Consider the following 23,705-nt stretch of genomic DNA (forward strand, 5'->3'; position numbering starts at 1 on the left):
GGCGACGGAGATGACTATCCGCCCGTTCCTGTGGCGGGCCGCCAACCTGTTTCCCGGCACCGAGGTCGTCGCCCGGACCCGCGACGGCGTCCACCGCTACGCCTACGCCGACGTCGACGACCGGGTCCGGTCGCTGGCTTCCGGCCTGGCCCACCTCGGCGTCGAGTCGGGCGACCGGGTGGGAACCTTCGGCTGGAACCACCACCGCCACTTCGAGGCGTACTACGCCGCGCCGCTGATGGGCGCGCAGTTACACACCATCAACGTCCAGTTGAGCGACGACCACGTCGAGTACATCGTGAACGACGCCGGCGACGACGTGCTGCTGGTCGACCCCGGCGACCCCTTCGAGACGGTCGAGCGCCTCTGGGACCGGTTCGAGACCGTCGAGACGGTGGTCGTGATGGGGACGGCGGACGACCTTCCCGACGACACGGACCTCCCGGCCCACGCCTTCGAGGACCTGATCGCCGACGGCTCGGCCGACTTCGACTGGCCCGATCTCGCGGGCGACCAGCCCGCCGGCATGTGCTACACCTCCGGAACCACGGGGAAGCCGAAGGGCGTCGAGTACACCCAGGAGATGATATACGCCCACTCCCTGATGGTGACGACCCCGGCGGCCATCGGCATCGAGGAGTCCGACGTGGTGCTGCCGGTCGTCCCGATGTTCCACGTCAACTCCTGGGAGTTCCCGTACGCAGCCACGATGGTCGGGGCCAAGCAGGTGTATCCGGGGCCGAGCCCGGACGCGGCCGACCTCGTCGACCTCGTCGAGTCGGAGGGCGTCACCCTCACCGCCGGGGTGCCGACGGTCTGGATAGACGTGCTGGACTACCTCGAGGACCACGACGCCGATATCTCCTCGCTCGAGCGCATCGTCGTGGGCGGGAGCGCCGCGCCGGAGGGCGTGATGCGCCGGTACGAGGACGAGCACGGCGTGACCATCGACCACGCCTGGGGGATGACCGAGACGATGAGCATCGGCAGCGTCTCTCGTCCGAAGGCGGGGATGGCCGACTGGGACCGCGAGGCCCGGTTCGCCAAGCGCGCCAAGCAGGGGCTGCTCTCGCCCGGCCTGGAGATGAAAATCGTGGACGATGACGGCGAGGAACTCCCCTGGGATAGCGCGGAGCGAAGCTCCGCGGACCATTCGAGCGGGCAGGGCCCGCGAGAAGACGGGGAAGCGGTCGGCGAACTGTACGTCCGCGGTCCCACGGTCGTCACCGAGTACTACAACCGGCCCGAAGCAAACCAGGAGGAGTTCGAGGGGGACTGGCTCAAGACCGGTGACATCGCCAGCATCGACGAGGACGGCTACATCGAGGTCGTGGACCGCGCGAAGGACGTTGTCAAGAGCGGCGGCGAGTGGATATCGACCATCGAACTCGAGAACGCGCTGATGGCCCACGAGGACGTGGTCGAGGCGGCGGTCATCGCGGTGCCCCACGAGCGGTGGCGCGAGCGACCCCTGGCCTGCGCGGTGGTCCGGGAGGGCGCCGACCTCTCGGCCGAGGACCTGCTGGCCTTCCTCGACGGGGAGTTCCCGGACTGGTGGCTTCCGGACGACGTCGCCTTCGTCGAGGAGGTCCCCCGGACCGCGACCGGCAAGTTCGACAAGAAGGTGCTGCGCGACCGGTTCGCCGACCCCGATCTCCGGTTCACACCCGGAGAGTAATCCGGCGCTCACCGGAGGAAGTTAACAACGGCTGGATTTCGACGACGAAAGACACCGATGTTTCCGATACGACCGCAACTATTTTACAGAGATAACTCGCTCCCGGTGGAGTTAAGGCGGCATGTCGCGAAACGGCGTAGCGTATGACACGTCCTGACATCCGACGAGTGACGGTGCTCGGCGCGGGCAACATGGGCCACGGCATCACCGAGGTCGCCGCGATGGCGGGCTACGACGTCACGATGCGCGACATCGAGGAGGACCTCGTCGAAGACGGCTACGACGACATCGAGTGGAGCCTCGAGAAACTGGCCGAGAAGGACCGCCTCGACGAGCCGGTCGAGGAGATCCTCGGGCGCATCGACACCGCGACCGACCTCGAGGCGGCGGTGTCGGACGCCGACCTCGTCGTCGAGGCGGCCCCCGAGCAGATGGACCTCAAGAAGGACATCTTCGGCGACCTCGACGAGTTCGCGCCCGACGATGCGATTCTGGCGTCGAACACCTCCAGCCTGAGCATCACCGAGATGGCGACCGCGACCTCGCGGCCCGAGGACGTGGTCGGGATGCACTTCTTCAACCCGCCGGTGAAGATGGACCTCGTGGAGGTCATCTACGGCGAGGAGACCGACGACGACACCGCCGAGACCGCCTACGAGTTCGTGGAGTCGCTGGGCAAGACCCCTATCTACGTCCGGAAGGACGTCAACGGGTTCGTGGTCAACACGGTGCTCGGGCCGTTCACCGACGAGTCCGCGTGGATGGTCTCGAACGGCGAAGCCACCGTCCGGGAGGTCGACGCCGCGATGGTCCACCAGCGCGGGTACCCGATGGGGCCCTTCGAGCTCGCCGACCTGACCGGCATCGACGTGGGCTACCACGTCCGGAAGGAGGCCGGTCGGCCGATTCCACCCATCACCGAGGAGAAGGTCGAGAACGACGAGCTCGGCCGGAAGACCGGCAAGGGGTTCTACGACTACGAGGACGGTGAGGGCGTGAACTACGAACCGGGCGACGGCGAGGGCTTCGACACGCTGCGCGTCGAGGCCCGGATGATCAACGAGGCCGCCCGACTCGTCGGCGACGACGTGGCGACCCCCGAGGAGGTCGACACCGGGGTCAAGCTCGGGCTGGGCTTCCCGGAGGGCATCTGCCGGCGCGCGGACAAAATCGGGCTCGACACCGTCCTCGACAAACTCCGGACCCTCCGCGAGGAGACCGGCGAGGACCGGTTCGCGCCCGACGACTACCTGGTCGAACTCGTCGAGTCGGGCCGGACCGGCGAGGAGGCGGGCGCTGGCTTCCACGAGTACGGCGGCGCGGGCGACGGCCCCGGCGACTACCGGTTGCTGAACTACGAACTGTCGGACGACGGGCTCCTCGAAATCGAACTCGACCGGCCCGAGCGCATGAACGCGCTGTCGACCGATTTGCTGGACGAAATCGACGACCTGCTGTCGTCGGCCGACGTCGACGAGGTCCGGTGCGTCACCTTCGAGGGCGCGGGCGATCGGGCGTTCAGCGCCGGCGCCGACATCGGCGGATTCGCCGACGTCGACCCCACCGACGCGATGGACGTCACGCCCGCGTTCGAGACGGTCAACGACTTCGAGCGTCCGGTCGTCGCGAAGGTCGACGGCTACTGTCTGGGTGCGGGGCTGGAGCTTGCGCTCGCCTGCGACCTCCGCATCGCGACCGAGGGGAGCGAGTTCGGCTCGCCCGAGATCGGCCTGGGGCTCATCCCCGGCGGCGGCGGCACCCAGCGCCTGCTCCGCCTGCTCGGCGAGACCCGCGCGAAGGAACTCGTCTTTCGGGGCAACCGCATCGACGCCGAGCGGGCCGAGGAGTGGGGGCTGATCAACCGCGCCGTCCCCGCCTCGGAGTTCGAGGACACCGTCGCCGAGTTCGTCGACGACGTGCTGGAGGGCCCGCCCATCGGGCTCAAGGTCGCCAAGAAGGTGCTGAACGAGGGCGCCGACGCCAGCCTCGACGCCGCGCTCGCCCTCGAGAGCCAGGGGTTCGGCCTGCTCATGGGCACGGAGGACGTCCGCGAGGGGACCGCGGCGTTCCGCGACGACCGCGAGCCGGAGTTCCGCGGTGAGTAATCCCATGGGCGAGGAGCGATCCGCCGACGCCGCGACCCAGATGCAGGCGTTCGTCGACCGCCACGGCTACCTCTCGTGGCTCGGGGTGACCGTCGAGGACGTCGCGCCCGGCCGGCTGGTGATGTCGGTCCCGTACGACGAGAAGCTGGTCAACCCCGACCCGGAGGGGACCCCGGTCGTCCACGGCGGCATCGCCGCGACGCTGGTCGACACCGCCAGCGGGTTCGTCCTCCGGACCACGTTCGACGACCCCGCCGAGGCCGCGCTCACGACCGCCGACCTCAACGTCTCGTACCTCCGGCCGGCGACCGGCGACCTCCGGGCCCAGGCCGAGGTGGTCCGGGCCGGCGGGTCGATGGGCGTGACCGAGGTGACCGTGACGAGCGCGGACCCCGGGAGTGCGGACCCCGAGGACGACGGCGAGGAACCGACCGAAGTCGCGGTCGGACGGGCGAGCTACCGGCTGTTCCGAGAAGAGGGGAAGGACCGGTGACCGTCCCCTTCGAGGAACTGGAAGTCGGTCGCACCGTCACGACGCCCACGCGGACTATCACCGAGGCCGACGTCACGAACTTCGCCGGCGTCAGCGGCGACTTCAATCCACTCCACACGAGCAAGGCCGCGGGCGAGGCGTCGGCCTTCGGCGAGCGAGTCGCCCACGGCGCGCTCGTGTTCTCCGCGATGACCGGGCTGACCCGGCGGGTCCGCGCCGAGCGGGCCGAGGTGGTGGCGTTCTACGGCGTCGACCGCCTGCGGTTCACCGGCCCGGTGCGACTGGGCGATACGATCCGGGTAGAACTCGAACTGGTCGAGAAGGAGGAGCGAGACCACCCGACGGCGAGCGGCGTGGTCCGGTACGAGGCCGAGGTGGTGACCCAGGACGACGAGACCGTGCTGTCGTGCGAACTGCTCTCGCTCGTGAAGTAGGCTGGGCCGAGGGCGGTTCAGACCGATCGAAGCGGCGATTCGTCCGGTGTGGGTGGTCCCGAGTTGTTCGGCGGGAACGGCCCTCCGACGCCCGCTACTCCCGGTACTCGCCGTTCAGACCCTCGAATATCTCGGGGTCGGTGCCGAACTTGAGCACGTTGTGGATGACCGAGTTGCGGATGTTGGCGATGACGTCGCCGTGCTCCTTGTAGCACTCGTGGATCCAGCGCGACTCGTCCGCCCTGGTCGGGAACATCATCACGGTCTTCCACTGGTACTCGCCGTCCGAGAGGAAGTAGAACAGGGTGTGGGGGTCGTCGCGGATGTACTCCATGGCGTCGCGCCACCCCTCCGCGAAGTGCTCGGTGTTGAACTTGAACTCGAAGAGGCCGAAGATGTAGTACTCCTCGTTCGGGATGATGGCCTCCCGGAACACGCCCTCGTTGCGCATCTCGCGGATGGACTCGCTGACCGTGACGTGCGAGACCTCGATGTCGTACTCCTCGGCGAGGATGGTGGTGAGCTCCCGCGACGAGAGCTGGGGGTCGCGGGTCAGCTCCCGGAGGATCGCGATGTCGCGGTCCTTGAAGCTCCAGTTCGGCGGGTCCGCTCCGTTAGTCATGGTAGGTGGTTCCCACGAGCGGTTTATGACCCTTGCTCTTTCAGGAACGATTCGAGCCGGTCGCGGTAGGCCTCGGTTCGGTCCTCGACGACCCAGTGGTACGCGTCGTCGAGCGTCACCACCTCGGCGCTGCCGATATCGTCGGCGAGACGCTCGGCGTACGAGAGTGGTTGGAGGACGTCGTCGCCGCCCCACAGCAGCAGCGTCTCGGCGTCGATGGCCCCGTAGTCGAGTTCGGTGGTGTGGTTCGTGTTGGTCGCGACAGCGTTCCGCGACAGCGACAGTTTGCCTTCCTCGGACTGCCAGGGCGCCTTCATCCCCTCGACGAACTCCTCGTGGCCCCCGTCGTCGTAGAGGCCGTCGGCGAACGCGAAGTCGAGTTTGGCGTCGAGCTCCTCGTCCGACAGCTCGGCGGTCGACGGGAGCCCGAGGTCGTTGACGAACTCGACCGGCCACGAGTCGTAGCAGACCGCGTTCGAGAGCACCAGTTCGCCCACGGCGTCCGGGTTGTGCGCGGCGTAGCGGAGCGCGACCCCGCCGCCGATGTCGTGGGCGACCAGCGACGCCGTCTCGATGCCGAGGTCGGCGAGCAGCGCGTCGAGCATCTCCTCCTGCGCGCGGATGGACCGGTCGAAGCCGTCGCGCATCGCGGAGTTGCCGTAGCCCAGCAGGTCGGGCGCGATTACGCGGCGGTCCTCGGCGATGGCGGGCGCGACGTCGCGCCAGAGGAACGACCACGTCGGGATGCCGTGGAGGAAGACGACCGGCTGGTCGCCGCCTCCCGTCTCGCGGTTGTCACCGCCCGCGTTCTCCGAGGCGCTCCGCGCCTCGCCGTCCTCGTAGTACGCTACGTCCAGGTCGTGACCGTCGACGGTCAGGGTCGCGGCCTCCTGCCGGTCGGTCCACGCCTCGTGTCCGGGCATGGTCACTGGAGGTTGTCGGCGATGATGTTCTTCTGTATCTCGCTGGTCCCCTCGTAGATCTTCGTGATGCGGGCGTCGCGGTAGTAGCGCTCGACCGGGTGGTCGGTGACGAAGCCCGCCCCGCCGTGGACCTGGATGGCCTCGTCGGCCACGTCGACCGCGCGCTCGCTGGCGAACAGCTTCGCCATGCTCGCGAACTGGGTGGCGAGCTGGTCGTCGCCGTCCTCGACGTACGACGCGGCGCGGTAGGTCAGCGACCGGGCCGCCTCGACGCTGGTCGCCATCTCCGCGAGCTTGTGCTCGATGGCCTGGAACTCGCCGATCTTCTGACCGAACTGCTCGCGCTCGTCGGCGTAGTCGAGCGCGGCGTCGAGCGCGGCCGTGGCCGCCCCGACCGCCTGGCCCGCGACGCTGGTCCGACCGCTGGCGAAGAAGTCCATGAGCTGGTAGAACCCCTCGTCGACCTCGCCGATGACGTTCTCCTCGGGCACGCGGACGCCGTCGAGGATGACCTCCGCGAGGTCCGAGGCCCGGATGCCGAGCTTGTTGTCGATCTTCTCGGTCCGGAACCCGTCGAGGTCCGTCGGGACCAGGAACGCGGTGATGCCGCGGTGGCCCTCGTCGGGCGAGGTCTTGGTCATCACCACGGCGACGTCGGCGACCGTGCCGTTCGTGATCCACATCTTGTTGCCGTCGATGACGAACTCGTCGCCGTCTCGTTCCGCCCGCGTCTCGATGCCCGCCACGTTCGAGCCGTGAGCGGGCTCGGAGATGCAGCTACAGCAGGCCGACTCGCCCGACGCGATGCGCGGGAGCCACTCCTCCTTCATCCACTCGTCGCCGTACTTCCGTATCATGTTGGAGCCGAACCCCCGGCTCCCGATGGCGCTCCCGATGCCCGGGTCGGCGCGCCACAGCTCCTCGGTCACGATGATCGTCGACAGCATGTCCATGCCCGCGCCGCCGTACTCGACGGGGATGGAGGGCGCGACGAAGTCGAGCTCCGCGGCCTTCTCGACCAGGTCTGCGGGGTACTCCTTCCGCTCGTCGTGCTCCCTGGCGACCGGTTCGATCTCCTCCTCGCCGAACGCCCGGACCGCGTCGCGGACGGCGCGCTGCTCGTCTGACAGTCGGAATGCCATACCCCCACATCGCCTTCCAATAAAAAGTAGTTTTGGTGGCAGCGGCACTACTGTTAACGAAACCGCCACGAAACGCGTACAGTCTGGCGTAGTTTTATATGGGCGAGCGTACAGGAACTCGGTATGCGCGCAGCCGTGTTACGCGAGTACGGCGAGCCCCTGGAGATCGCCGACGTCGACCGGCCGGAACCGGCCCCCGACGGCGTCGTGGTCGAGACCGAGGCCTGCGGCATCTGCCGGAGCGACTGGCACGCCTGGCAGGGCGACTGGGAGTGGATCGGCGCCAAGCCCCCGAAGGGCCAGATTCTGGGCCACGAGCCCGCCGGCACCGTTGTCGAAGTCGGCGCGGACGTCACCCGTCTCGGCGAGGGCGACAGCGTGGCGGTCCCGTTCAACCTCAGCGACGGCACCTGTCCGATGTGCCGGAACGGCCACTCGAACGTCTGCGAGAACGTCCTGCCGCTGGGGTTCGCCGAGGCCGCGCCGGGCGCGTTCGCCGAGGCGGTGCACGTCCCGCACGCCGACCAGAACGCCGTGACGCTGCCCGACGGCGTCTCGCCCGTGGCGATGGCCGGCCTCGGCTGCCGGTTCGTCACCGCCTTCCACGCGCTGGTCCACCGCGCGGACGTGAGCGCGGGCGACTGGGTCGCGGTCCACGGCTGCGGCGGCGTGGGGCTCTCGGCGGTTCACATCGCGGACGCCATCGGCGCGAACGTGGTCGCCGTGGATTTGAACGAGGAGAAACTGACGAAGGCCGAGGACCTGGGCGCGGCCGCGACCGTCAACGCCGTCGAAACCGAGAACGTCCCCCGCACTATCGTGGGCGTCACGGACGGCGGCGCCGACGTCTCGGTCGACGCGCTGGGCATCGCCGAGACCTGCCGGAACTCGGTGAACTGCCTGGGCCGGCTGGGCCAGCACGTCCAGATCGGGCTCACGACGCAGGACGAGCACGGTACCGTGGAGCTACCGACGGACGCGATGACGACGAAGGAGATCGAGTTCATCGGCTCCTACGGGATGCAGCCCCCGCGCTACGACGAGATATTCCGGATGGTCGAGGCGGGCACGCTCGACCCGAGCGCGGTCGTCTCCGAGACGGTGACCCTCGACGACGTGCCCGACCGCCTCGCCGCGATGAGCGACTACGGGACGATGGGCATCCCGGTCGTCGACGAGTTCTGAGCGCCGGAACGACGGTTCGACGCGCTTCTCAGAGGTCGACGGTGCAGCACGCCCCGTCGACAAGGTTCGCTTCGTCGATGTGCGCCGACAGGCAGGCGTAGTTGCAGAACTGCCCGGTCTCCTCGCGCTCGTCGCCGCGCTGCTCGGCCACGAACACGGGATCGTGTTCGGACACGTCGCTCCCGCAGTACGTGCAGTCGCCGGTCATGGTCGACTCAAAGCGTCGGAGGCAGTAATGGACTTCGCTGCCCCTCGCGACCTCTCACTCCCCGTCGACGCGCTCGCGGATCCGGTCGGCGAACGCCTCGCGCTCGACGACCGCGTGGCGCATCCGGCTCGTGGCGGCTACGTCGCCCTCGTCCTCGACCGTCCCGGTGGAGACGAGGTGGCCGCGCTCGACGTCGACCTCCTCGACCTCGATGGATACCACAATTTCTTCACCCGCGGGCGTGGGCGCGCGGTGGTCGCACTCGATGCGGACGCCCACGATGCGGTGGCCGTCGGGGAGCCGGGGGACGACCCCGTCGTAGACGGTCTTCTCCATGGCGCCGATGATCTCGGGCGTGGCGGCGATCTCGATGCCGTCGGTGACCGTCTGGGGCTCCAGCCGGCCGGCCTCCCACGTCGTCTCGTACTCGAAGCCCGGTTCGACCTCCGCGAGCGGACTATCGTCGGTCACGTCACCGCCCCTCGAACGCGGGCTCGCGGTCCTCCAGGAAGGCCGCCACGCCCTCCTCGTGGTCGTCGGTCTCGAAGACGATCCCCTGGGCGGTCGCCTCGTCGCTCATCGCGCGCTGGACCGACTTGTCGAGGCCCTCGGCGAGCAGGCGCTTGGCGTGGCGGAGCGCCACGGTCGGCCCGGTCGCGACGCGCTCGACGAACTCGTCGGCCCGCTCGTCGAACTCGTCGGCCGGGTAGACGCGGTTGAACAGCCCCAGGTCGAGCGCGCGCTCGGCGCCGACGAGTTCGCCCGTGAACACCAGTTCCTTGGCGACGTTCTCGCCGACGACGCGCGGGAGCAGGTAGGAGGTGCCCGCGTCGACGCAGAGGCCGACCTGGCGGAAGCCGAAGCCGATGGAGGCGTCGTCGCTGGCCAGCTGGACGTCGCAGGCGATGGCGAGGTTCGCGCCCGCGCCGAACGCCGGGCCGTCGACCTTCGCGACAGTCGGCAGCGGGAAGGTCGCGAGCCGGGCGATGGTCTCGCTGGTCGTGCGCTCGAGCTCCCGGACGCGCTCGTCGACGGGGACGTCCGAGTCGAGGCGCTCGCGCATCGCGGCGATGTCCCCGCCGGCCGAGAATGCCCCGCCCGCGCCCTCGACGACGACGCACCGGGCGTCGCTCCCGTCGATCTCGGCGAGCGCGTCGCGGATTCCGGCCGAGATCTCGGTCGAGAGCGCGTTGCGGCGGTCGGGCTCGCTCAGGGTGACGGTCGCCACGCCGTCCTGAATATCGAGGCGGACTGCTTCGTCGGTCACGGACGGATTCCTCCCATGGCGAAGCCGCCCCGCCGATTCCGTTCCCCGGTCACTCGGCCGCCTCCGAATCCTGCTCCCGGAGCCCGAACTTCTGGACCTTGCCCGTCGTGGTCCGGGGGAGCTCCTCGACGAACTCGACCTCGCGGGGGTGCTTGTACTCCGCGAGGTTGTCCAGGCAGAACTGCTTGAGGTCCTCCGGGGTCGCCTCGGCGTCGGGCGTCGGCACCACGAACGCCTTCACGGTCTCGCCCCGGCGCTCGTCGGGGATGCCGACCACCGCGACGTCGGCCACGTCCTCGTGCTCGAACAGCAGCTCCTCGACCTCGCGGGGGTAGACGTTGTACCCCGCGGTGTTGATCATGTGCTTCTTCCGGTCGACGACGTAGAAGAAGCCGTCCTCGTCCCAGTAGCCGATGTCGCCGGTGTGGAACCACCGCTTGCCGTCGCGCTCGGTGAACGCCCCCTCGTTGGCGTCGGGCAGGCCGGCGTACCCCTTCATCACGTTCGGGCCGGCGACCACGAGCTCGCCGGTGATCTCGTCGAGGTCGGTCTCCTCCTCGTCGACCGGGCCGCGCTCGACGCGGGGCCGCTCCTCGAAGTTTCCGTCGACGATCTTCGCGTCGACGCCCGGCAGCGTCTTGCCGATGCTGCCGACCCGCCGGCCCTGCTCGGGGCTGTTGAAGTGGGTCACCGGGCTGGTCTCGGTCAGGCCGTACCCCTCGTACACCTTGACGTCGTAGAGCTCCTCGAACCGCCGGAGCACCTCGACCGGGATACCCGACCCGCCGACGCCCGCCAGCCGGAGCGACGAGAGGTCGAACTCCTCGGCGTTCGGCTGGTTGATGACGTCGTTGTACATCGCGGGCACGCCGTGCATCAGCGTCAGGTCCTCGTCCTCGATGAGCGAGACCGCCTCCTGGGCGTCCCACTCGGGCAGCGGATAGTAGGCCCCGCCGTTGAACAGCGTCGCGTTCATCACCACGGTCATCCCGTAGATGTGGAACAGGGGGAGCACGCCCAGCTGCTTGTCGTCTGTCCGGATGCCGTCGGGGACCAGCCCCGCGGCGGTCTCTGCGTTCGAGGTGAGGTTCCGGTGGGTCAGCTGGACGCCCTTGGGCTGGCCGGTCGTCCCGCTGGTGTAGGGCTGGACCGCCACGTCGTCCTCGTCGCGTTCGACTGCCTCGAACTCGTGGTCGTCGCCGAGGAACGCCTCGAAGTCGGTGCCCGCGTCCGCAGCCTCGCCGACGGTGACGACGTGCTCGACGTCGGTGTCGTCGCGGACCTCCTCGACGAACGGGACGAGGTCCGACAGCGTCACCACAACGCGGGCGCCGCTGTCGGCCAGCAGGTGGCTGATCTCCCTGGACTTGTACTGGGGGTTCATCGGCACCACGACGCCGCCCGCCCGGAGCGTGCCGTGGAACGCGGTCACGAACTGGGGGACGTTCGGGAGGTACACCGCGACCCTGTCGCCCTCGCCGACGCCTCGCTCGTCGAGTCCGGCCGCGAACTGCCCGGTCCGCGCCCAGAACTCGCGGTACGTCACGTCCTGGCCCCGGAAGGAGACCGCGACCTCGTCGGGGTGCTCCGCGGCGACCGACCGAATGCTCGTGGCAAGGTTTGCCATGTAGGCAGGTATCGTAGCTCACCCTCTAAAGAGTTACCCTCGTCGGTGCCAATTTTTCCCGCAGCCCGACAAACGGCTAACAGTCGTAGCGATACGGGGGAAAATTCTTACGGTGGTAGCGACGGGGCTATCCGCCGAGGTAGGCCTCGCGGATGTACTCGTCGCCCCGCAGCGTCTCGGGCGCGCCCTCGCGCTCGAACCGTCCGTTCTCCAGCAGGTACACCCGGTCGGCGTGGTCCATCGCGAACGTCACGTTCTGCTCGCACAGCACCACGGTGACCCCCGACTCGCGGATCTCCTCGATGCCGTCGCTGATGTCCTCGAGGATGACCGGCGCGAGTCCGAGCGTCGGCTCGTCGAGCAGGAGCAGGTCGGGGTCGCTCATCAGCGCCCGGCCGATGGCCAGCATCTGCTGCTCGCCGCCGCTCATGGTCCGGGCGTTCTGGTCGGCCCGGTCCTCCAGCGTCGGGAACAGGTCGTAGACGAACTCCCGGCGCTCGGCGACGTCGTCGCGGTGGCGGTACGACCCGAGGTCGAGGTTGTCGGCCACGCTCATGTAGCCGAACAGGTCGCGGGTCTCGGTGCAGTGGATGAGCCCTTCGGCGACCAGGTCGCTCGCGCTCGATTCGGCGACCTCCCGCCCGCGGTAGGTGACGCTACCCTCGTAGGGGACGTGGCCCGACACAGCGTCGGCCAGCGTCGACTTGCCCGCGCCGTTCGGTCCGATGACCGAGACGATCTCGCCCTCCTCGACGTGGAAGTCGAGCCCCCGGAGCGCGGCCACCTCGCCGTAGGAGACCCGGAGGTCCTCGGCGCGCAGCACCGCCTCGTCCGCTTCTCGGGCTGTCGAGGCATCCGTGGGGGACGCACCGTCTCCGGCACCGGAGTCCGAATCGGCGCTCACACCGAATCACCCCCCAGATACGCCTCCTGGACGCGCTGATTCTGCTTTATCTGCTCGGGCCGGCCCTCGGCGATCTTCGAGCCGAACTGGATGACCACCCCGCGGTCGATGAGCGACAGCAGCCCGCGCATGTTGTGGTCGACCACCACCAGCGTGATGCCGTCGTCCCGGAGCGTCTCCAGCAGGTCGGAGATCTCGCCGACCTCCTGGTTCGAGAGGCCGGCGAACGGCTCGTCGACCAGCAGCAGGTCGGGGTCGGTCGCCAGGGCACGGCCGAGCTCCAGCCGGAGCAGCCCGGCGTGGGGGAGCTCGTCGGGGAACTGGTCGAGCCGGTCGCCCAGCCCGACCCGCTCGCAGATGCGGGTCGCGCGCCGGCGGGTCTCGCCCCGGAGCCCCGACAGCGAGAACACGCGGTCGGGCACCAGCGCGAGCGCGACGTTCCGGACGATGGAGCGGTCCTCCAGCGGCCGGAACGACTGGAACGTCCGGGCCATCCCGCGCTTGACCATCTCGTGGGCGGGCTCGCCGGTCACGTCCTCGCCGCGGTACCAGACGGTCCCCTCGGTCGGCGGGTACGTCCCGGTCACGCAGTTGAACGTCGTGGACTTGCCCGCGCCGTTGGGGCCGATGAACCCGAGTATCTCGCCCTCCCCGACCGAAAAGGAGAGGTCGTCGACCGCGGTCAGGCCGCCGAACCGCTTGGTCAGTCCGTCCAGCACGAGGATGCCGTCGTCGGGGCCGTACGACTCGGTCGCTGCCGATGCGTCGGTTCCAGCGGGGGTGTCAGTGCTCATGGTCTTCCTCCTGCGAGTTGCCGATATCGTCGAACGCCTCGCGGTACGAGGCCAGCGTCCGTTCGAGTGGACCCTCTCTGTCCTGGGGCTCGCCCCCGTCCGGGACGGTCTGCGGGGCGTCCCGACCGCCCCGGCGGAGCACCCACCGCCCGAGGCCGATGGTCCCGCGGACGATGCCGCCCGGCAGCACGAACAGCAACACGAGGGTGGCTAGCGAGAACAGCAGCAGGTCGAGCTCCGCGATCGGCGCCCCGAGCACCGGCACGGTCGCGGTCACGCCGCCCAGGTAGTCCCGGAACATGTAGAAGAACAGCCCGCCGACCGCCGGGCCGACGATGGTCCCCATCCCGCCCAGCACGGCCGCGATGATCACCTCGATGCTCACCGTGAGCACGAGCAGCTGGCTGGGCTGGGGGTTGCCGACCGGCGTGTGGACGAACATCGCGCCGGCGAGCCCGCCGACCGCGGCGCTCAGCACGAACGCGAATATCTTGAACTTGGCCGGGTTGAGTCCGGCCGCGGCGACCGCGTCCTCGTCCTCGCGAATGGCGGTGAACACCGACCCGGCGTCCGAGCGCGTGACCGCCAGCAGCAGCGCCAGCACCCCGACGAACAGGCCGAACGCGAGGTAGTAGTTGGCCGTGATGGCGGTCTCGAAGCTCTCGAAGACCAGCAGGTTCTCGGGGCTCGCCAGGCCGAGCTCGCCGCCGAAGATGTCGCTGAACACGACGAATACCTGGAGCAGGATGAGCGGCGCGACCAGCGTGATCAGCGAGAGGTACGGCCCCTCCAATCGGAGCGCGGGAACGCCGACGACGACGCCGGCGACCGCGGCCATCGCCATGCCGGCGACGACCGTGAGCGCCGGGTCGAACCCCCAGTGGAGGTTGAGCAGCGCCGACGTGTAGCCGCCGACAGCGAAGAACAGCGCGTGGCCGAAGCTGATCTGGCCGGTGTATCCCGAGACGGCGTCCCAGCTCATGGCGAACACCGCGAAGTACAGCGCGCCCGTCAGCTTCAGCACCAGCAGCCGGTCGACGCCCAGCGGGAGCAGCCCGAGCGCGAGCAGCCCGATCGCGCCGAAGACGTGGCGCAGCCCGACCGAGGACGGGTCGATCAGGTCCCGGCTGGCGTCGGCCTCGGAGTCGGTCTCGGCGTCGGTTGGCAGTTCCTCGGACATGGGTCAGGCCTCCGCGAGCTCGCGGCCGAACAGTCCCTCGGGCCGGACCAGCAGCACGACGACCAGCACGACCAGCGAGGCGAGCCCGCTCAGGCTCGAATCCACGTACGAGACGGTGAACACCTCGAGGAAGCCGATGAGGTACGCCCCGAGCACGCTGCCCCGGATGGAGCCGATGCCGCCCAGCACCACGATGGAGAACGAGAGGATGAGCGGGCCCCGTCCCATCGTGTAGCTGGCGGTCCGGTACGACGCGAGGAAGACCCCCGCGATGCCGGCGAGCGCGCCCGCGAGCAGCCAGGTGTAGAGGTACATCCGGTCGCTCTCGATGCCGACCAGCGCCGCGCCCTTCGCGGACATGCTGGTCGCGAGGATGGCCTTGCCGGTCCGGGTGTAGTTGACCGCCACGACGAGCCCGCCGATGAGCAGCCACGACAGCACGAACGTCAGCGCCTGGTTCGTCTGGACGGTGAGGCCCGCGAACGTCAGCTGACCCGGCAGCAGTGACGGGACCGCCTTGGCCTGGGTCCCGACCGTGACCACGAAGAACTGCTCGATGGCGATGGAGGTCACGAGCGTGAGTATCATCACCAGTATGGGTTCGTCCTGGACCCACCGGATCATCCCGAGGTACATCGCCGCGCTGAACAGCCCGCCCACCGCCAGCGCGGCGGCCGCGCCGACCCAGATGCCCAGCCCGAGCGCGCTCGTGGCGTAGTAGGCGGTGAACGCGCCGACGGTGAGTATCGCGCCGTGCGCGAGGTTCAGGACGCCACCCACGCCGAATATCAGCGTGAAGCCGATGGCGACGAGGGCGTACAGTGCGCTGATCGTGACGGCGTTGATCGTCGTAGTGAGTACGTCTACCATAGTAAAGGGGGTGAGTGTCGTCGGTCAGACCCACGGCGGGGACTGATACTCGGTCGTCGAGAGGTCGTCGGGCCAGATGACCTGCTGGCTCCCGCTGCCCTCGGCCTCGCGCCACTGGAGCCAGAGCGGCCACGCGTACTCCTTCCCGTACTTCACGTCGTGGGGGTACTGGTGGTCCTGCCCGTAGAACTCCAAGTTCGCGGTCGTGGTGCCGGTGAAGGACATGTTCTCGAGCTTGGGGATGACCTGCCCCGCCTCCTTGCTGCCGGCCTGCTGGACCGCCTGGGCGTACATCTTCACCGCGTCGAAGGTGATGTAGCCGGTGTAGACGGGGTACTTCCCGTTGGCCTCCTGGTAGGCGTTGGCGTACGGCACCGTCTTGTCGGTGATCTCGCTGGTCGGCGTCGCGGAGTTCTGGGTCACCGCGTACCGGCACGCGCCGTTGACCGACCCGTAGTAGGAGGGCAGCTGCATCGGCACGTGGATGCCGCCGAACCCGAACGGCCGCTGCTGCTTGGCCCACTGGACCACCGCGGAGGTGCCGGTGTGGGCCATCACGACGTACGCCGCGTCGACGTCCGCGCTCGCCACCTCGTCGTAGATGGGCGAGAAGTTCTCGGTCCCGCCGGCGTAGCGCTGGTTGACCGGGACGTCGATGCCCGCGTCGCCGAGCGACCCGTTGAGCGCCTCCGAGATTGGCTCGGTCCAGGTGTAGTCCTCGGCCAGGATGGCGACCGAGTCCCACCCCATCGACTCGAAGTTGGCCGTCGCGAAGTCGACCATGTTCTGGCCGAGGTAGTGGGAGTTGACCGGGCCGGTCCGGAAGTAGTACTTGAACCGGTCGTAGTTCTCCGCGACCCGGCGGGTCGTCTCGGGCGAGGCCGCCCCGGTGTTCAGGTGGAGCGTCTGCTGCTGGGCGATCGAGGACATCAGGTTCAGCTGGACCTCGCTGGTGAACACGCCGGTCGTCAGGTCCACCTGCTCGCCGACGGTCAGCTCCTGGTACGCCCGCTGGCCGGTCGCGGGGTCCTCCTTGGTGTCCTTCACGACAACCTCGACGTTCGAGCCGAGGACGCCGCCGTCCTCGTTGAGCTGGTTCGCCGCGAGCTTCGCCGAGTTCGCTATCGACGCGCCGATCGGGTTGTTCCCGGGTTCGGGCGCGAGCACGCCGATCTTTATCGGCCCGTCGAGCTGCTGGTTCGCGTCGCTCGACTGGCTCCCGCCCGTGCAGCCCGCGAGCGACGCCGTCGCCACGCCCGCCCCGGCGAACTGGAGGAACCGACGCCGGTCGACGCCCGCCGCCTTCTTATCATTGTTTCCTCCTGCCCCAGTCCGCTTTCCAGTTGTCCGTTTCTCGCCCGTTCCGCTACCATCGTTAACCATGGGTCTCGGTACCAGTTTCCATAACTATCCACATAAATGTGGGGGGTAGTATCACGGTCCTTCGTGACAGTTCAGTTCCCAACCGGCGATTACTCGTCGTCTGCAGGCCTCACGTCACCGCCGACTGAACTGCCAGTACCGTCGGCTGCACTCGCCGTTCCTGGCCGCGACGGGGGATTGATTTCACAGGAGTAGGTTTTTAACACATCGGGCGCAAGCCCGGCGTAATGGTCGAGGCGTTCGCGGTAGCCAGCGGCAAGGGCGGCACCGGCAAGACCACGACCACGGTGGCGCTCGGGATGGCGCTGGCAGAGGAGTACGACGTGACCGTCGTCGACGCCGACACCGGGATGGCGAACCTGCTCTTCCACACCGGCCTGACCGACGCCGACGCCACGCTTCACGACCTGCTCGTCGCCGACGAGGCCGAGCGGGGCGAGGTGTCGGTCGACGACGCCGTCTACGAGCGGTTCGGGATGTCGGTCGTGCCGTGCGGCACCAGCCTCGCCGCCTTCGAGGCGGCCGACCCCGACCGACTCCGCGCGGTGATCGCCGACCTCGCGGCCGACACCGACGTCCTGCTGCTGGACTCGCCCGCCGCGCTCGGGTCGAAGAGCGCGGTCCTGCCGGTCGTGCTCGCCGACCGCGCGGTGGTCGTGCTCCAGCCCACGATTCCGGCGCTCAGCGACGGCCTGAAGGTCCAGGAGTACGCCCACTCCTACGGCACCGACACCGCGGGCGTGGTGTTCAACAAGGTCCACGACCCCGGCGGCGCGGCGGGCGTCACCGAGAAGGCCGAGCGCTACTTCGACGGCCCGACGCTGGCGGCGGTGCCCGACGCCGACGCCGCCCGGTCGGCTCGCCGCGCCGGCGAACCCCTGCTCGCCCACGCCCCGGACAGCGAGGCTGCCCGGGCGTACCGCGAGGCCGCCGCGGCGCTCGACGTTCGCCCGGGCGGATCGGACGACGTGGCCGACCGCTTCCGGAGCGCCGTAGTTCCCGACTCGCCATGACTCGGTCGAACTCGGAGAACGGGGCGCCGCCCGATTCCGCGCCACGCGGAGAGGTGCCGGACGCCGGCAATCCGGGGGGCGACGCGCCGACCGAGGAGACGCCGGACGGAGACGCCGCGAGTGCGGACGCGCCGACCCTCCCGTCCGGGACGCTCCCCGAGGGGACCCTGCTCCGCTCGCGCGTCGAGTCCGACCCGGCCGTCCCGCTGGCCGCGGCGCTCGACCGCGAGCTCACCGGGTACGCCGTGCTCGAACCGCAGGACGCGCTTCTACTCGACGCCGACGGGGCGGGCCTGGTCGCGTTCGAGGACGGGGTGCCCCGGTTCGCCTACCACACGGGCACCGACCGCGGCGGCCCCGAGGCGCTGGCCGACCTCGCCGCGCCGGGCCCCTACGACGTGGCGCTGCGCCGCTTGCCCGACGACGCGCTCGCCCGGCACGACCGGCCCGACCTCCGGGTCCCGCCGGGACTGGCCGCCGAGCGCCTCGCGGGCGACCCCGACCTCGCCGAGCGCACGCGGGCGGCCGTCCCGGACGACAGCCGGGGCGACGACCGCGGAGGGGCGGTCGACGAGACGCCCGGCGGGGAGTCGCTCGACGCGGTCGAGGCGTTCCTGGAGGACGAGGAGAAGATCGAGGCGATACGCGACCGCGCCCGCGAGGAGGCCAGGGAGCGAGCGGCCGAGTGGGGTCTGGACGGGGAACTGCAGTAATCTCCTCGCGCGCCGAACGCGCGGTTTCGGCGCTCGGCCGGACAACCGACCGACGGGAAGCGGCAACCCGAGCGCGATTAGAATGATTGATATGTTCGCCGACCGCTAGTTTAACTGGTATGGTGAACCAGGTGTCCGACTACGCCGGACAGCAGCCGAACAGCGAGATGAGCGCCATCGGCTACGCCGTCGGGATCGGGGCCGCAGTGCTGCTGATTCCCGCCCTGCCGCTCATCGTCGCGCTGTTCGTCTTCCAGAAGCTGACCGGCAAGTAGCGAACCGGCATCGGCGTCGACCGACGCGGCACGTTCCCGCTTCTCGTCATACGATACGTTCAGGCAGTACTATCTGTCGTCGCGCCTCGAACCGTCGGGGGAACCACCTCGCGACCGAGACGGCGACCGTGACAGCTGAAACACAAGAGCCTTGTGTCGAACGTCTGAACGGAGCGACATGCCCGCCATCGAACTACGGTCCCTCAGCAAGCGGTTCGGCGACGTCGTCGCCCTCCGCGGCCTCGACCTCGCGGTCGAGGAGGGCGAGGTGTTCGGCTTCCTCGGCCCGAACGGCGCCGGTAAGTCCACCACCATCGACATCGTGCTCGACTTCGTCCGACCCAGCGGCGGTCGCGCCGAGGTGTTCGGCCTCGACGCCCAGGCCGAGACCAAGCAGATCCGCCGGCGCGTCGGCGTCCTGCCCGACGGCTACCACCTCGACGGCCACCTGACCGCGCGCCACCACCTCGAGTTCGCCATCGACTCGAAGGACGCCGACGACGACCCGCGGGCCCTCCTCGACCGCGTCGGGCTCGGCGACGTGCTCGACCGCCGGGTCGGCGGCTTCTCGAAGGGGATGGCCCAGCGCCTCCTGCTGGGGATGGCGCTGGTCGGCGACCCCGACCTGCTCATCCTCGACGAACCCTCCACGGGCCTCGACCCCAACGGGGCGCGCCGGATGCGCGAGATCGTCCTCGAAGAGGCCGACCGGGGCGCGACCGTCTTCTTCTCGAGCCACATCCTCGGGCAGGTCGAGGCGGTCTGCGATCGGGTCGGCATCCTGGCCGACGGCGACCTCGTGGCTGTCGACACCATGGAAGGCCTCCAGGAGACGGTCGGCTCCGAGGCGACCATGACGGTCACGCTCGACGGGTCGCCCGACGGTCGCCTCGAAGCCGTCCGCGAGGTCGACGGGGTGTCGAACGTCTCGGTCGACGGGACCGCGGTGTCGCTGTCGTGCCCCGACGACCGGAAGATCGACGCGCTCGACGCGCTCCGCGCCGACGGGGCGATGGTCCGCAACATCGAGACGAGCGACGCGTCGCTCGACGAGCTGTTCGCGGCGTACACGGAGGGTCGGGCGTGAGCTGGCTCGTCGTCGCCGAGCGCAACGCGCTGGACCCGCACCGGTCGCGGTCCGGCTGGGTGTACCTCGCGGTGTACGTCCTGCTGTTCGGGCTGCTGGCGTACGTCTCGGCCGGCAGCATGCCGCTGGGCTCCTCGCTCGCGACCGTCGCGGCGTACTTCGTCCCGCTGACGGCTCTCACCGCCGGCTACCAGGGCGTCGTCGGGAGCCGCCAGAACGGCGGGCTCCGCGTCGTGCTGTCGTTCCCCCATACCCGCCGAGAGGTCGCGGTCGGGACCGCGGTGGGTCGCGCGGCCGTCATCGCGACGCTGGTGACCGTCAGCTTCGCCGTCGCCGCGCTGATTCGCCTCGTCACCGACGGCGTTCCGGACCTCGGCGTGCTCGCGGTCGCCTGGGTACTCACGGTGGCGCTGGGGGCCGCGGTCGCGAGCCTCGCGGTCGGGCTCTCGGCGAGCGTCCGGACGACCAACCGGGCCGCGGTGCTGGCGTTCGGCTCGTTCCTGCTGTTCGCGGGCCTGTGGAGCCAAATACCGACTATCGTCCGGTACGTCCTCAACGGCTTTTCGTTCCCGTCCGGACCGACGCCGGAGTGGGTCGCGGCGTTCGCCCAGCTGAACCCCACGACCGCGTTCCAGACGGCGGTCCGCGGACTGGCTCCCGGGAGCTCGCTCCCCGGCGGGGCGTTCTACCAGACCGCGTGGTTCGCCCTGCTCGTGCTCGCCGCCTGGCTCTGCATCCCGCTCGCGCTCGGAACGCTGCGATTCGAGCGCAGCGACCTGTAGCCGGACGACGGCTCAGGCCGTCGGCTCGCGGACCTCCCGCAACCGAGGAACTTCTCATCCGAGGGCGCCGACGACGGTCGTGAACTCCATCTCAGCGTCGTCGGTCGTCACGCGCACGTCGAACGCCACCGCCAGGACGTGCGTCTCGCCGGCGCGCTCCTGGACGACCACGCCACGCCTCGCGTCGCAGTAGCCGAACTGCCGGTCCGGCCCGACGGGGCAGTTGGCGCGCCGCCACGCCTCGGCCGCCGACCGGTTGTACTCGACCTGGTAGACGGTCCCGGATTCGACCCGCGAGGACCGGAGCGCGTCGAGCCTGGGCCGCAGGTCGGCGTGCACCGCGGCCGCGGCCTCCCCGCGCTCGTCCCACGCGAATTTACCGGGCACGCCGGTCGCGGCGCCGTGGACCGCCCGCGTGAGCAGGCGCTCGGCGTTCCGGCCCGGCGCGTCGAACTGCCCGCCGGCGGTCACGTCGGCGTGGTAGCCCAGCTGGAGGTACGCCATCACGACGGGAGCGAGCGCGACGGCGACTATCGCGGCCGCCGCGAGCACGAGCTGGCCGCGGTCGGTCGGGGGCTGGGCCGGCGCCGCCCCGCGGTCCGTCGCGTCGGGGTCCGAACCGCCGACCGTCACGCGTACCACACCCAGATCGTCACGTCGCCGTGCGCGGTGCTCACCGTGGCCGACCCGACCGCAGCCCCGGCCGGCTTCCGGAACCCGACCGCTCCGTGGGGCGTCCGGACCCGGAACAGCAGGTTGTCGGGCAGGATGCGCTCGACCCGCCGCCGGAGCGCGGAGCGCTCTCGGTCGAAGGCGTCGGGCGAGCGGACGACCTCCGAGAGCCGGGTCGCCCCGCCGTGGCGCGGCGGTTCGCCCGCGAGCACGGTCGCGGCGTCCTCGGCGTAGAGGTCCAGCTGGGCCGACCCGTCGGCGGCCGACGGGACGCCCAGCGCGAACCCCATCGCGACCGCGAGCACCAGCACCGCGCCGACGCCGGCCTCGACGACCGACAGCGAGAGCTGTCCTCTGACCGGTCGCGGCGGGGAACGGCCGCCGGCTCGCCCCTCAGTCATCGACGGTCACCGCCAGCACCGCCTTCCGGGTCTCGGCCGGATAGTAGGTCAGTTCCAGGCTCCCCGTGGGGAGCGGACCGTCGGTCTCGAACGCGAGCGTCGCGGTCTCGAACCGCGAGAGGTCGACCGAGAACGTCCCCTCCAGCCCCGAGACGTTCCGGAGGACGATCCGACCGTTCGCCCGGACCGCGGTCACGTCGGTTCCGGCGGGCGGGGCGAGCGCGACGGTGACCCGGGGCGACCGGCGCGGGAGCGTCACGGCCGGGGCGTTCGCCGAGAGGTTCGGCGTCAGCGACGCCGCGGTCCGGTTCTCCACCAGCACGATGCGCCGGACCGTCGTCCCGCCCGTGGGCTCGCCCGCGGCCGCGACCGTCCGGTCGCCGAGCCGGACCCGCACGTCCTTGCCCTCGGCCACCGGAAACAGAGACCGGAGTCGGCTGGCGTTCAGCCTCGAGACGGTACCGGCGTCGAGGACGTTGGTGCGGGCGGTGACCCGCGACTCGGGGCCGACGAATCGCTCCGAGAGCGCGACCGCGACCCGGTGCCGGTCGGCGTCGCGCTCGGCGCTCAAATACGCCCGGTCGGCCATCCCGACGCTCACGACCGTCACGGTGGTCACGACGAGCAGCGCGACCGCCAGCGCGGGCAGGTTCATCTGGGCGCGGTCGCGGCGGGTCATCCATCCCCTCCGCTGGTGCCGACCCGGCCGCTGTCGCGTCTACCACTTGATTCGAGTCGGACAGCCAGGTCGTCACCGTGGCTCCGGACCACTACGAACGCCGGGTCTCGACTCGACCAGTTGCCCCGGACCGAGTCGACGATTTCGGGGAGCGCGAGCGCGACCCGACCGCCGACCCCGTCTCGCGGGTGGTCAAGCACCAGGGTCCGGTTCACGACCCGGACGGCGTACGCTCGCCCGCGGATTGTCCGAGGGAGCGACACTGCGGTGCGACTCTCGACCGCGCGGGCGTCGGGCGGCACGGCCTGCTGGACGCGCGCGGCCGACTGGGCCAGCACGCGCTCGCCGACCTCCGCGCCCGCCGCGGTCCGGTACTCGGGGACGACCCCGCCGTAGAGGGTCGCCGAGAGGAAGGCGACGTAGAGGACGACGATACTGGCCTCCAGGGCCTTCCCGACGACCGGCGAGACCGCTCGCTCGTCGGCGAATGCGGCGCGACCCCGATTCCGACTGCGATTCGGGCCGCGACGACGGTCAGGCATGCCGCACCTCCAGTCGCATGTCGTGGACGACGAGGTAGGCCACCCGCTCGCCCGGGTACGAGGCCACGACGCTGGTGACGCCGTCGCCGTCGAAGTCCCGGGTCGTCGCCGTCGCGTTCCGACGCTCGAAGTGGCGGCGCCACGCCTCGGGGGTCGCGGTCTCGACCGCTACCCGGTAGGTGCCGTTGCCCAGCGCGGTCCGGTGGTGGCTGACGCTCGTCCGGAGGACGACCGATCCGCCCCCGGTCGCCGAGACGGCCGCCGATCCGTTCAGCTTCGGCGCACCGACCACGAGCACGCCCGGTTGGTCTCCTCCGCTCGCGCCGCCTCCGCCGCGCGAGGCCGTGACCGGTGGCGCCGTCCGTAGCCGAGCGTTGTCGGGCGGGCCACGCACGACCGCGCCGGCGAGGAACGCCACCCGGCGGTCGCCCGCGGTGAAGACGAGCGCGTCGACCCGAATCCGCCGCACCACTCCGGTCTCGTTCAGCACGCGGAGGTCCCGTTCGACGGTCCGGAGTTGCCCCTCGGTGAACGACACGCGGCCCCGGTGGACGCCGGTCGCCGCGACGGGGTCGAGCGCCGCGTCGAAGTCGGCGGCCACGCGGGCCGAGTCGGCCGCCGCGGCGTTCTCTTCGACGACCGTTCCGATGCCGGCGGTCAGCGATCCGAGCGCGACCACGACCACCCCGAGCAGGACGGCGACGCCGACGACGTTCGACTGGGCGC

The 23,705-nt window shown here is 70.1% G+C and carries 26 protein-coding genes and 1 pseudogene; 10 read left to right on the plus strand and 17 right to left on the minus strand.

Features of this window, described 5'->3' with window-relative positions:
* The first annotated feature begins 10 nt into the window (after positions 1 to 10).
* From DVR07_RS00980 to DVR07_RS00995, 4 genes are all read left to right on the plus strand, one after another.
* On the plus strand, positions 11 to 1,678 hold the full coding sequence (locus tag DVR07_RS00980; RefSeq protein ID WP_193569996.1) for a long-chain fatty acid--CoA ligase: 1,668 nt from the start codon (positions 11 to 13) through the stop codon (positions 1,676 to 1,678).
* 143 nt (positions 1,679 to 1,821) lie between these two features.
* Positions 1,822 to 3,783 carry a 3-hydroxyacyl-CoA dehydrogenase/enoyl-CoA hydratase family protein gene (locus tag DVR07_RS00985; RefSeq protein ID WP_115794923.1) on the plus strand — a complete coding sequence of 654 codons (1,962 nt, stop codon included), beginning with the start codon at positions 1,822 to 1,824 and terminating at the stop codon, positions 3,781 to 3,783.
* A 4-nt stretch (positions 3,784 to 3,787) separates the two neighbouring features.
* Complete coding sequence (locus DVR07_RS00990; protein WP_115794924.1) at positions 3,788 to 4,276, plus strand: PaaI family thioesterase; 489 nt, start codon at positions 3,788 to 3,790, stop codon at positions 4,274 to 4,276.
* Positions 4,273 to 4,710: a MaoC/PaaZ C-terminal domain-containing protein gene (locus DVR07_RS00995; RefSeq protein WP_115794925.1), complete on the plus strand. Its 438-nt coding sequence runs from the start codon at positions 4,273 to 4,275 to the stop codon at positions 4,708 to 4,710. The genes DVR07_RS00990 and DVR07_RS00995 overlap by 4 nt, the downstream gene beginning before the upstream one ends.
* 94 nt (positions 4,711 to 4,804) lie before the next feature.
* Here the strand turns inward: DVR07_RS00995 and DVR07_RS01000 are convergent, their stop codons facing one another.
* Genes DVR07_RS01000 through DVR07_RS01010 form a run of 3 tightly spaced genes read right to left on the minus strand, consistent with a single transcriptional unit; the run spans position 4,805 to position 7,397 of the window.
* Entirely contained in the window at positions 4,805 to 5,332 is a 528-nt protein-coding gene (locus DVR07_RS01000) for an Lrp/AsnC family transcriptional regulator (protein ID WP_115794926.1), read from the minus strand.
* A 23-nt stretch (positions 5,333 to 5,355) separates the two neighbouring features.
* Positions 5,356 to 6,255 (minus strand): alpha/beta fold hydrolase, encoded by a 900-nt coding sequence (locus tag DVR07_RS01005; protein WP_115794927.1) that lies wholly within the window; start codon positions 6,253 to 6,255, stop codon positions 5,356 to 5,358.
* 2 nt (positions 6,256 to 6,257) lie between these two features.
* Positions 6,258 to 7,397, minus strand: a complete 1,140-nt coding sequence (locus DVR07_RS01010; RefSeq protein ID WP_115794928.1) for an acyl-CoA dehydrogenase family protein — start codon at positions 7,395 to 7,397, stop codon at positions 6,258 to 6,260.
* A gap of 123 nt (positions 7,398 to 7,520) precedes the next feature.
* Between DVR07_RS01010 and DVR07_RS01015 the strand changes: the two genes are divergently transcribed.
* Positions 7,521 to 8,582, plus strand: a complete 1,062-nt coding sequence (locus DVR07_RS01015) for a zinc-dependent alcohol dehydrogenase family protein (protein WP_115794929.1) — start codon at positions 7,521 to 7,523, stop codon at positions 8,580 to 8,582.
* 28 nt (positions 8,583 to 8,610) lie between these two features.
* Here DVR07_RS01015 and DVR07_RS01020 read toward each other — a convergent pair whose 3' ends face one another.
* From DVR07_RS01020 to DVR07_RS01060, 9 genes are all read right to left on the minus strand, one after another.
* Complete coding sequence (locus DVR07_RS01020) at positions 8,611 to 8,790, minus strand: hypothetical protein (RefSeq protein ID WP_115794930.1); 180 nt, start codon at positions 8,788 to 8,790, stop codon at positions 8,611 to 8,613.
* A gap of 54 nt (positions 8,791 to 8,844) precedes the next feature.
* Positions 8,845 to 9,261: a thioesterase family protein gene (locus tag DVR07_RS01025; RefSeq protein ID WP_115794931.1), complete on the minus strand. Its 417-nt coding sequence runs from the start codon at positions 9,259 to 9,261 to the stop codon at positions 8,845 to 8,847.
* 1 nt (position 9,262) lies between these two features.
* A complete protein-coding gene (locus tag DVR07_RS01030) occupies positions 9,263 to 10,057 on the minus strand; it encodes an enoyl-CoA hydratase/isomerase family protein (protein WP_115794932.1) in 795 nt (264 codons plus the stop codon).
* Between the two features lie 49 nt (positions 10,058 to 10,106).
* Positions 10,107 to 11,684: a long-chain-fatty-acid--CoA ligase gene (locus tag DVR07_RS01035; protein WP_115794933.1), complete on the minus strand. Its 1,578-nt coding sequence runs from the start codon at positions 11,682 to 11,684 to the stop codon at positions 10,107 to 10,109.
* Between the two features lie 127 nt (positions 11,685 to 11,811).
* The gene (locus DVR07_RS01040) at positions 11,812 to 12,588 is read right to left on the minus strand and encodes an ABC transporter ATP-binding protein (protein ID WP_162829393.1); all 777 of its coding nucleotides are present in this window, start codon (positions 12,586 to 12,588) and stop codon (positions 11,812 to 11,814) included.
* Positions 12,585 to 13,382: an ABC transporter ATP-binding protein gene (locus tag DVR07_RS01045; RefSeq protein ID WP_115794934.1), complete on the minus strand. Its 798-nt coding sequence runs from the start codon at positions 13,380 to 13,382 to the stop codon at positions 12,585 to 12,587. Before DVR07_RS01045 ends, DVR07_RS01040 begins: the two co-directional genes overlap by 4 nt.
* Complete coding sequence (locus DVR07_RS01050) at positions 13,372 to 14,562, minus strand: branched-chain amino acid ABC transporter permease (protein WP_115794935.1); 1,191 nt, start codon at positions 14,560 to 14,562, stop codon at positions 13,372 to 13,374. Before DVR07_RS01050 ends, DVR07_RS01045 begins: the two co-directional genes overlap by 11 nt.
* Before the next feature lie 3 nt (positions 14,563 to 14,565).
* On the minus strand, positions 14,566 to 15,432 hold the full coding sequence (locus DVR07_RS01055) for a branched-chain amino acid ABC transporter permease (RefSeq protein ID WP_115794936.1): 867 nt from the start codon (positions 15,430 to 15,432) through the stop codon (positions 14,566 to 14,568).
* A gap of 24 nt (positions 15,433 to 15,456) precedes the next feature.
* Complete coding sequence (locus DVR07_RS01060) at positions 15,457 to 16,815, minus strand: ABC transporter substrate-binding protein (RefSeq protein ID WP_115794937.1); 1,359 nt, start codon at positions 16,813 to 16,815, stop codon at positions 15,457 to 15,459.
* Positions 16,816 to 17,042: 227 nt separating this feature from the next.
* Here DVR07_RS01060 and DVR07_RS01065 point away from each other — a divergent pair, with 227 nt between their 5' ends.
* The 5 genes from DVR07_RS01065 to DVR07_RS01080 all read left to right on the plus strand — a co-directional run bounded on the left by DVR07_RS01065 (position 17,043) and on the right by DVR07_RS01080 (position 20,685).
* A complete protein-coding gene (locus DVR07_RS01065) occupies positions 17,043 to 17,828 on the plus strand; it encodes a nucleotide-binding protein (RefSeq protein WP_115794938.1) in 786 nt (261 codons plus the stop codon).
* Between the two features lie 167 nt (positions 17,829 to 17,995).
* Positions 17,996 to 18,541 carry a hypothetical protein gene (locus tag DVR07_RS01070; RefSeq protein ID WP_115796266.1) on the plus strand — a complete coding sequence of 182 codons (546 nt, stop codon included), beginning with the start codon at positions 17,996 to 17,998 and terminating at the stop codon, positions 18,539 to 18,541.
* A 119-nt stretch (positions 18,542 to 18,660) separates the two neighbouring features.
* Positions 18,661 to 18,816: a DUF7535 family protein gene (locus tag DVR07_RS21265; protein ID WP_162829394.1), complete on the plus strand. Its 156-nt coding sequence runs from the start codon at positions 18,661 to 18,663 to the stop codon at positions 18,814 to 18,816.
* Positions 18,817 to 18,994: 178 nt separating this feature from the next.
* Positions 18,995 to 19,903, plus strand: coding sequence for an ABC transporter ATP-binding protein (locus DVR07_RS01075; protein ID WP_115794939.1), 909 nt, complete (start codon positions 18,995 to 18,997; stop codon positions 19,901 to 19,903).
* Complete coding sequence (locus tag DVR07_RS01080) at positions 19,900 to 20,685, plus strand: ABC transporter permease subunit (protein ID WP_115794940.1); 786 nt, start codon at positions 19,900 to 19,902, stop codon at positions 20,683 to 20,685. The genes DVR07_RS01075 and DVR07_RS01080 overlap by 4 nt, the downstream gene beginning before the upstream one ends.
* 54 nt (positions 20,686 to 20,739) lie before the next feature.
* On the opposite strand, the gene DVR07_RS01085 is transcribed toward DVR07_RS01080, so the two are convergent.
* From DVR07_RS01085 to DVR07_RS01105, 5 genes and pseudogenes are all read right to left on the minus strand, one after another.
* Positions 20,740 to 21,327, minus strand: a complete 588-nt coding sequence (locus DVR07_RS01085; protein WP_368280866.1) for a DUF7261 family protein — start codon at positions 21,325 to 21,327, stop codon at positions 20,740 to 20,742.
* Positions 21,315 to 21,758, minus strand: coding sequence for a DUF7262 family protein (locus DVR07_RS01090; protein WP_115794941.1), 444 nt, complete (start codon positions 21,756 to 21,758; stop codon positions 21,315 to 21,317). The genes DVR07_RS01085 and DVR07_RS01090 overlap by 13 nt, the downstream gene beginning before the upstream one ends.
* Positions 21,751 to 22,437 (minus strand): DUF7263 family protein, encoded by a 687-nt coding sequence (locus DVR07_RS01095; RefSeq protein ID WP_240147421.1) that lies wholly within the window; start codon positions 22,435 to 22,437, stop codon positions 21,751 to 21,753. The genes DVR07_RS01090 and DVR07_RS01095 overlap by 8 nt, the downstream gene beginning before the upstream one ends.
* A complete protein-coding gene (locus DVR07_RS01100; protein WP_115794942.1) occupies positions 22,434 to 22,979 on the minus strand; it encodes a DUF7266 family protein in 546 nt (181 codons plus the stop codon). Before DVR07_RS01100 ends, DVR07_RS01095 begins: the two co-directional genes overlap by 4 nt.
* Positions 22,972 to 23,703, minus strand: a pseudogene (locus DVR07_RS01105) (DUF7289 family protein); the annotation flags it as partial. The gene DVR07_RS01100 and the pseudogene DVR07_RS01105, both read right to left, overlap by 8 nt.
* Positions 23,704 to 23,705 lie beyond the last annotated feature (2 nt).

It is taken from the genome of Halorussus rarus (genome assembly GCF_003369835.1).
GTDB classification, from domain to species: domain Archaea; phylum Halobacteriota; class Halobacteria; order Halobacteriales; family Haladaptataceae; genus Halorussus; species Halorussus rarus.